Genomic DNA, 6298 nt, shown 5'->3' on the forward strand with positions numbered 1-6298 from the left:
CGGCTGCGCGGCGGCTTCGTCGTTGGCGCCAGCATCGGCCTGGTCGACCACTGCGCCTTCCTCGTCACGCTCGCGACGACCGCCGCGACGGCCGCGGCGGCGGCGACGGCGCTCTTCGCCGTCGCGCGCGCCGGCTTCGGCATCCGCTGCGACGTCCGCGCCCGGCAGGGCGGCGGCGGCCGCCTTGTCGGCGTCCTGTTCCGGATGGCTTTCGCCGCGGTTCACGGTTTCCAGCGTCGCCGCATGCTGCGGTTTGCGGCGTTCGCCGCGCTCGCGCCGCTCGCCGCGTTCCTGGCGCTCGCCGCGGGCGGACTCGACGGCCTCCGGCTGCTCGGCGCGCTCGCGCGGTTCACGGGCTTCGCGCGGCTCGCGGTTCTCGCGCGGTTCGCGTGCTTCGCGCGGTGCGCGGCCTTCGCGACCCTCACGGCCTTCGCGAGCTTCGCGGTTCTCGCGACCTTCACGACCCTCGCGACCCTCGCGACCTTCACGCGGCTCGCGCGCTTCCTTGCCTTCGCGTTCCTGACGTTGCGGCTGGCCGCGGCCTGCGGCCGCCTGGTCGCGACCGCCTGGCGCCTGCTGCCCGTTGCCGCCGCGACGATTGCGGTTGCGATCGCCGCCGCGTTCGCCGCGCTGCTCGGTCTTCTCGGTGCGTTCGCGGGCCGGACGGGCCGCCTGTTCCTTCGCCGGTGCCGGTGCGACCGGCGCGGGCGCCGGAGCGGCCGACATGCCGAACAGGCCCTTGAGCCAGCCGATGAAGCCGCCGCTCGGCTGCGCGACCGGCGCGGGGGCCGGTGCCGCTGCCGGCTCGACCGGACGCTGCGGGGCCGCGCTCGGTGCCGGACGCTCGGGCGTGATGCCCTTGACCGCCGCTTCCTGCTTCGGCTTCACGTCGGCCGCGCGCTTGCTGTAGCCGGTTTCCGACTCCAGTTCGCGCGCCGCTTCCTCGGCCATCTTCCACGAGGCACGCGGATCGTCGAGGCGTGCGTCATCGTGACGCAGGCGTTCGAGCTTGTAGTGCGGCGTGTCGAGGTGCTTGTTCGGGATCAGCACGATGCCGACCTTGAAGCGCGACTCGATCTTGTTGATTTCCTGACGCTTTTCGTTGAGCAGGAAGGCGGTCACTTCGACCGGCACCTGGCAGTGGATCGCCGCGGTGTTTTCCTTCATCGCTTCTTCCTGAATGATCCGCAGCACTTGCAGCGCGGACGATTCGGTGTCGCGGATGTGGCCCGTGCCGTTGCAGCGCGGGCACGTCACGTGGCTGCCTTCCGACAGCGCCGGACGCAGACGCTGGCGCGACAGCTCCATCAGGCCGAAGCGCGAGATTTTGCCCATCTGGACGCGCGCGCGGTCATGCTTGAGCGCGTCCTTCAGGCGCTGCTCGACTTCGCGCTGGCTCTTCGCCGACTCCATGTCGATGAAGTCGATCACGATCAGGCCGCCGAGGTCGCGCAGGCGCAGCTGGCGGGCGACTTCGTCGGCCGCTTCGAGGTTCGTGCGGGTCGCCGTTTCCTCGATGTCGGCGCCCTTGGTGGCGCGCGCCGAGTTCACGTCGATCGCGACGAGCGCTTCGGTGTGGTCGATCACGATCGCGCCGCCCGACGGCAGCGGCACCGTGCGCGAGTAGGCCGTTTCGATCTGGTGCTCGATCTGGAAGCGCGAGAACAGCGGCACGTCGTCGTGGTAGCGCTTCACCTTGGACACGTTGTCCGGCATCACGATGTCCATGAATGCGCGGGCCTGATCGTAGATCTCGGTCGTGTCGATCAGGATTTCGCCGATGTCGGGCTGGAAATAGTCCCGGATCGCGCGGATCACGAGGCTCGATTCCAGATAGATCAGCATCGGCTGGCCGGGATTGCCGCTTTGCGATGCGGCTTCGATCGCGCGCCAGAGCTGCAGCAGGTAGTTCAGGTCCCACTGCAGTTCCTCGGCGCTGCGGCCGATCCCCGCGGTGCGGGCGATCATGCTCATGCCGTCCGGAATCTGCAGCTGCGCCATCGTTTCGCGCAGTTCCTGACGCTCGTCGCCCTCGATCCGGCGCGACACGCCGCCGCCGCGCGGGTTGTTCGGCATCAGCACGAGGTAGCGGCCGGCGAGCGAGATGAACGTGGTGAGGGCGGCGCCCTTGTTGCCGCGCTCTTCCTTTTCGACCTGAACGATCAGTTCCTGGCCTTCGCGCAGGGCGTCCTGGATGCGCGCCGAGCGCATGTCGACGCCGTCCTTGAAGTACTGGCGGGCGACTTCCTTGAACGGCAGGAAGCCGTGACGGTCTTCGCCGTAGTTGACGAAGCACGCTTCGAGCGACGGCTCGATGCGCGTGACGACACCCTTGTAGATATTGCCTTTGCGCTGTTCGCGCCCGGCTGTCTCGATGTCGATGTCGATGAGCTTTTGCCCATCGACGATGGCGACGCGCAGCTCCTCCTGCTGCGTCGCATTGAACAGCATGCGTTTCATGAACGACTCCAGGCGGCTCTGCAGGCGGCGCCTCGCGGTTGTCAGGCGCGAGGGCGGACACGACGGCAGGCCGCACCTTGTTGTGTTGTCACAAGCACGCTGGAGCGGGAACGATGGCGGGGAGAATTGCCTGAAGAGGCGCTTGGACCCGAACGACGGGCCGGCGGCCATAGGGCACCTGCGAACACGGCTTCAAAGCACGGCGTCCACACACCGCACGCTGCGAAAGCGCGCTAAGCCTGAGACCGGCATTGCCACGGGCGCGCGCAATGCGTCGCGCGCGCCGACGGGCGGCAGATGCTGCGGCTTGGGCCGCAGCGGGGAGTATCGAATCCAGCCCGACTTTCCCGCTTGGGGTGTACTTCCTTGGTTTGACGTCGCCAAGCCCCGCACGCTTCGCGGGGCCAAATCGGGCGCAACGCCGTAATTTTCGCAACCGGCAGCCCGTGCGGACACATGTCGCGCCGCCGCGCTGCCAATCAAATTCTTTTCAACCAACTTTCCGTTACCGCGGCGCCTTGCCGACCGAATCCGCCTGTGGGCGCGATCCTTGCCGACGGTCGGCGCCGTGCGTGCAACTTGCTGCTTCTCTTTGATAAGGGGCGAGCAGCAGACCCCCGGCGCAAGTAAAATGACGGTTTGCGCTTGCGCCTTGCCCGGTTGGGCCGGGTCGGCCGATCAGGCCGCCCGCAACGTCAGGCTGGGCAAAATTATATTCAGTATGAATGAGTTAGGCAAAATATCCCAGAATTCGGTCGCAAGCGGTCAGGTCTCCATGATCCAGATCGACGAAAGTGCAGCCGGTCAGCGGATCGACAATTTCCTGTTGCGCGTCTGCAAGGGCGTGCCGAAAAGCCATATTTACCGGATCCTGCGCAGCGGCGAAGTGCGCGTGAACAAGGGGCGCGTCGATGCGCAGTACCGGCTCGCGTTCGGCGACGTCGTGCGCGTGCCGCCCGTGCGCGTGGCCGCGGCCGACCTGGCGCGCGCCGACGCGCCGATCGTCCCGCCCGCGCAGTTCGACGTGCTGTTCGAAGACGACGCGATGCTCGTGATCGACAAGCCGGCCGGCGTCGCCGTGCACGGCGGCAGCGGTGTCGCGTTCGGCGTGATCGAGCAGCTCCGGCAGGCGCGCCCGCGCGCGAAATTCCTCGAACTCGTGCACCGGCTCGACCGCGAGACGTCCGGCGTGCTGATGCTCGCGAAAAAGCGTACCGCACTCGTCGCGCTGCACGAACAGATCCGCGAGAACCGCATCGACAAGCGCTATTTCGCCTGCGTGCACGGCGAATGGCAGGCCGACTGGGGCCGTCGTCGCGCGGTCAAGGCGCCGCTGTTCAAGTACACGACGGCGGACGGCGAGCGGCGCGTGCGCGTGCAGGACGACGGCCTCGCGTCGCACACCGTATTCAATCTCGTCGAGCGCTGGCCCGACTATGCGCTCGTCGAAGCGGAACTCAAAACGGGTCGGACCCATCAGATTCGCGTGCACCTCGCGCATCTCGGTCTGCCGATCGTCGGCGACGCGAAGTATGGCGATTTCGCACTGAACAAGGCGCTGGCGCGCGCGAATGCGCAACCGTCGCTGAAACGGATGTTCCTGCACGCGCATCGGCTGCGGCTCGCGCATCCGCTGAGCGGCGACGCACTGCAGTTCGACGCGCCGCTGCCGGCCGAATGCCGGCACTTTCTCGATCAACTGAGCGCACTGCGCGATACCGCCTGAACCGCATGCCCCGACAGCAATTTGATCTGATCGTCTTCGACTGGGACGGCACGCTGATGGATTCGACCGCGCACATCGCGCACAGCATCCAGGCCGCATGCCGCGATCTCGGTCTGCCGAAACCGTCCGACGAATCCGCGCGCTACGTGATCGGGCTCGGGCTGCGCGACGCGCTGCGCATCACGGCGCCGACGCTCGATCCGTCCGATTATCCGCGGCTCGCCGAGCGCTACCGCTATCACTATCTGCTCGACGATCAGCGCATCGAGCTGTTCGCCGGCGTGCGGGAACTGCTCGCGGAACTGCGCGACCTCGGCTACCTGCTCGCGGTCGCGACCGGCAAGGGCCGCGTCGGGCTGAATCGCGTGCTCGACCAGTCGAAGCTGACGAGCCTGTTCGACGCGACGCGCTGCGCGGACGAAACGTTCTCGAAGCCGCATCCGGCCATGCTGCACGAGCTGTCCCGCGAACTGGGGCAGGATCTGGCGCGCACCGTGATGATCGGCGACACGACCCACGACCTGCAGATGGCCGCGAGCGCCGGGGCGGCCGGCGTCGGCGTCGCGTACGGCGCGCATACCGCCGACGCGCTGGCCGCGCTCGCGCCGCGCTTCGTCGCGCCCGACGTCAACGCGCTGGCCGAATGGCTCAGGGAGCACGCATGAGCGCGGCGCCCGCTACGGACGCGGTGCGCGTCTGCGCGTCGGACGCGCTGGTCGACGGCGGCGCCGGCGTGCGCGTCGACGCGACGCTGCGCGGCGAGCAGGCGGTCGTGTTCTTCGTGCGCTACGACGGCCGCGCCTACGGCTATCTGAACCGCTGCGCGCACGTGCCGATGGAGCTCGACTGGGCCGAGGGCCAGTTCTTCGAATCGTCGGGGCGCTATCTGATGTGCGCGACGCACGGCGCGATTTACGCGCCCGACACGGGGCAGTGCGTCGGCGGCCCGTGCCGCGGCGGGCGGCTGCGGCCGGTCGAAGTCGACGAGCGCGACACGCCCGACGGGCGTGCGGTATTCTGGCTTCCCGACGCGGACCTGCGTCCCGCCACGCAAGACTGACGACAATCCTGCATGACCGATCAACCGAATTTCCCCGAATCCTCGTCCCGCCCCGACAATCGCGAGCCGAACTGGGAGCGCGCCGCGCTCGAGCGGATCGCGCTCGCGGCCGTCAAAGAGCAGCGCGCGGCACGGCGCTGGAAGATCTTCTTCCGCTTCGCGTTTCTCGCGGTGTTCCTGCTGCTCGCATTCGCGCTGATCGACTTCTCGAGCGACGCGAAATTCGCGTCGGGCGGGCGGCACACGGCGCTCGTGACGATCGACGGCGAAATCGCGGCCGGCACCAATGCGAACGCCGAGGACATCAACACCGCGCTCGACGCCGCATTCGAGGACGACGGCACGGCCGGCGTCGTGCTGCGGATCAACAGCCCGGGCGGCAGCCCCGTGCAGGCCGGGATGGTTTACGACGAGATCCGGCGCCTGCGCGGCAAGTATCCGGACAAGCCGCTGTACGTGGTCGTGACCGACATGTGCGCGTCGGGCGGCTATTACATCGCGTCCGCGGCCGACAAGATCTTCGTCGACAAGGCGAGCATCGTCGGGTCGATCGGCGTGCTGATGGACGGCTTCGGCTTCACCGGGCTGATGGGCAAGCTCGGCGTCGAGCGCCGGCTGCATACGTCGGGCGAAAACAAGGGCTTTTACGATCCGTTCTCGCCGGAAACGCCGAAGATGGACGCGCATGCGCAGGAACTGCTCGATCAGGTCCACGCGCAGTTCATCAAGGCGGTGAAGGACGGCCGCGGCAAGCGGCTGCACGAAACGCCCGACATGTTCTCCGGGCTGTTCTGGACCGGCGAGAAGAGCGTCGAGCTCGGTCTCGCCGACGGCTACGGCACGACCGACTCCGTCGCACGCGAGGTCATCAAGGCACCGGATCTCGTCGACTATACGGTCAAGGAAAGCCTGACGAACCGCGTCGCACGCAAGTTCGGCGCGGCCGTCGGCGGCGCCGCGATGAAGGCGTTGACGGCCGCCGGCGCGTCGGTTCAGTTGCGCTGACGGGCGGGGCGGCGCCGCGCGGCGGCGGCCGGCGGATTCGGCGATCG

The 6298-nt window shown here is 68.1% G+C and carries 5 protein-coding genes; 4 read left to right on the forward strand and 1 reads right to left on the reverse strand.

Features of this window, described 5'->3' with window-relative positions; translation table 11 throughout:
* On the reverse strand, positions 1–2460 hold a 2460-nt coding region (locus HMPREF3115_RS08335), incomplete at its 3' end, for an Rne/Rng family ribonuclease (RefSeq protein ID WP_070554065.1).
* 721 nt (positions 2461–3181) lie between these two features.
* On the opposite strand from HMPREF3115_RS08335, the gene HMPREF3115_RS08340 reads away from it, so the two are divergent.
* The 4 genes from HMPREF3115_RS08340 to HMPREF3115_RS08355 are packed head-to-tail and all read left to right on the forward strand — an operon-like array spanning position 3182 to position 6251.
* Positions 3182–4186, forward strand: coding sequence for an RluA family pseudouridine synthase (locus HMPREF3115_RS08340; RefSeq protein WP_012467543.1), 1005 nt, complete (start codon positions 3182–3184; stop codon positions 4184–4186).
* Positions 4187–4191: 5 nt separating this feature from the next.
* The gene (locus tag HMPREF3115_RS08345; RefSeq protein ID WP_006401281.1) at positions 4192–4851 is read left to right on the forward strand and encodes an HAD-IA family hydrolase; all 660 of its coding nucleotides are present in this window, start codon (positions 4192–4194) and stop codon (positions 4849–4851) included.
* The gene (locus HMPREF3115_RS08350) at positions 4848–5246 is read left to right on the forward strand and encodes a Rieske (2Fe-2S) protein (RefSeq protein WP_070554067.1); all 399 of its coding nucleotides are present in this window, start codon (positions 4848–4850) and stop codon (positions 5244–5246) included. The genes HMPREF3115_RS08345 and HMPREF3115_RS08350 overlap by 4 nt, the downstream gene beginning before the upstream one ends.
* Positions 5247–5258: 12 nt before the next feature.
* A complete protein-coding gene (locus HMPREF3115_RS08355) occupies positions 5259–6251 on the forward strand; it encodes a S49 family peptidase (RefSeq protein WP_006401279.1) in 993 nt (330 codons plus the stop codon).
* The last annotated feature ends 47 nt before the right edge of the window (positions 6252–6298 follow it).

Source organism: Burkholderia sp. HMSC10F09, from assembly GCF_001806955.1.
In the GTDB taxonomy this organism is placed as follows: domain Bacteria; phylum Pseudomonadota; class Gammaproteobacteria; order Burkholderiales; family Burkholderiaceae; genus Burkholderia; species Burkholderia multivorans.

What these genes read in the sequence shown, in the direction of transcription:
- HMPREF3115_RS08355 (WP_006401279.1), top strand. Translation starts at nt 5,259, where the DNA reads ATGACCGATCAACCGAATTTCCCCGAATCCTCGTCCCGCCCCGACAAT.
- HMPREF3115_RS08350 (WP_070554067.1), top strand. Translation starts at nt 4,848, where the DNA reads ATGAGCGCGGCGCCCGCTACGGACGCGGTGCGCGTCTGCGCGTCGGAC.
- HMPREF3115_RS08345 (WP_006401281.1), top strand. Translation starts at nt 4,192, where the DNA reads ATGCCCCGACAGCAATTTGATCTGATCGTCTTCGACTGGGACGGCACG.
- HMPREF3115_RS08340 (WP_012467543.1), top strand. Translation starts at nt 3,182, where the DNA reads ATGAATGAGTTAGGCAAAATATCCCAGAATTCGGTCGCAAGCGGTCAG.